This is a genomic window from Streptomyces sp. SID5785, from assembly GCF_009870065.1.
Classification (GTDB): Bacteria; Actinomycetota; Actinomycetes; order Streptomycetales; family Streptomycetaceae; genus Streptomyces.
Window position 1 is genome coordinate 1 of the sequence record NZ_WWIA01000254.1, and the last position, 1,788, is coordinate 1,788.

Consider the following 1,788-nt stretch of genomic DNA (forward strand, 5'->3'; position numbering starts at 1 on the left):
AGCACCTCCTCGACCTCGCGCGGGTAGACGTTGAACCCGCCGCGGATGATGAGGTCCTTCTTGCGGTCGACGATGCTCAGATACCCCTCCGGGGCGCGCACGCCGAGATCCCCGGTGCGGAACCAGCCGTCGACGAGCGCGGCGGCGCTCGCCTCCGGGTCGTCGAGATAACCGGCGAAGATGTTGTGCCCGCGCAGCACGACCTCGCCGACCTGGCCGTCGGGCAGCAGGACGACGCGGTCGTCGGTGTCCGCCTCGGCGACGCCCACCTCGACGCCCCAGACGGGATGGCCGACCGTGCCGGGCCTGCGGCCGAACGCGGGCTGGTTGAAGGTGGCGGCGGGCGAGGTCTCGGTCAGCCCGTACCCCTCGAGGAGCACGGTGTCGAAGGCGGCCTCGAAACGCTCGAAGAGGGCGACGGGCAGGGCGGCGCCGCCGGAGACGGCCATGCGCAGGGCGACGGGCGCCCGTCGCCCGGTCCCGGCGGCCTCGACGAGCGCGTGGTACATCGTCGGCACGCCCATGAAGACGGTCACGCCCTCGCGCGTGAGCAGGTCCAGGGCGCGGGGGCCGGTGAAGCGCGGGCACAGGACGAGGGTGGCGCCCGCGCGCAGGGTGGTGTTCATGGCGCAGGACTGACCGAAGCTGTGGAAGAGCGGCAGACATCCGAGGACCACGTCGTCGGGGGTGAGCGCGAAGAGGTCCTGGGCGCAGATGCTCGCGTTGAGCACCAGGTTGGCGTGGGTGAGCAGGGCTCCCTTGGGCCGGCCCGTGGTGCCGCTGGTGTAGAGGATCACGGCGGTGTCGTCGCCGTCCCGCGGCTCGGCAGGGGCCGGCTCCTCGCCCTCGTACGCGACGCGCAGGACCTCGGCCCCCGCCGCCGCACCGGCCGCCTCGGCCACCTCGGCGTACGGGTCGCCGGTGACGATCACCCGGCAGCCGCTGTGCCGGAGCACGTACGTCACCTCGTCCGCGACGAGCAGCGCGTGCACGGGCACGACGGTGGCGCCCGCGGCGAGCGCACCGTAGTAAGCGCGCGGGAAGTCGGCCGTGTTGGGCAGCAGCAGGGCGACGCGGTCGCCCGGCGCGACGCCACGGGCGCGCAGCCGGGCGGCGAAGCGGAGTGCGTCGTCCCACAGGGCGCGGTAGCTGATGCGGACGTCTCCGTCGACCACGGCGATGCGGTCGGGGTGGCGTGCGGCGGACTCCTTGAGGACGGCGGCGACGCTCAGTTGCACGGCGGCTCCCTTGCTCCGTACGGCTGGTGAGGGCGGGCCGCCTCAGCTTCCGGCACGCCGCGGCGCGGGAGCCATGGGCATCGGCCCAGCGTCCCGGCCCGTGCGCTGGGCAGCGGCCACGTGCGGACGGGCCGCGCCGCGGTCAGGAGGTGAGCTCCAGGGCCCGCAGGGCGAGGGCCCAGCCGAGGCGGGCCTCGCCCGACTCGGCGGGCCAGCCGGTGAGTTCGGCGACGCGGCCGATGCGGTTGAGGACGGTGTTGCGATGGCAGAAGAGCCGGGCGGCCGTGCGGGAGGCCGAGCAGCCGGTGTCGAGCCACACGCGCAGCGTGCCGAGCAGTTCGGGGCGTTCGGTGCCGCTGGTGAGCACGCCCTCGAGGTAGCGCGCGGTCAGCCGGCCGGTGATCTCCGGCTCGGCGCCGAGGGCCGCGTGCACGAGGCGCTCGTCGAGTTCGGCGACCTCGCGGCCGCCCGGCGCCAGTGTCGCCAGAGCCCGCCGGGCGAGGCGCAGGCCCTGGTCGGCCCCGGGCAGCTCCTCGAAGACCGGGGAGAT

General features: G+C 74.9%; 2 protein-coding genes. Both read right to left on the reverse strand.

Going from position 1 to position 1,788, the window contains the following annotated elements; genetic code table 11:
• Positions 1-1,238, reverse strand: a 1,238-nt coding sequence (locus GTW43_RS07680; RefSeq protein WP_161300876.1) for an AMP-binding protein, incomplete at its 3' end; no start/stop codon positions are given.
• 142 nt (positions 1,239-1,380) lie between these two features.
• Positions 1,381-1,788, reverse strand: a 408-nt coding sequence (locus GTW43_RS07685) for a PucR family transcriptional regulator (RefSeq protein WP_161300877.1), incomplete at its 5' end; no start/stop codon positions are given.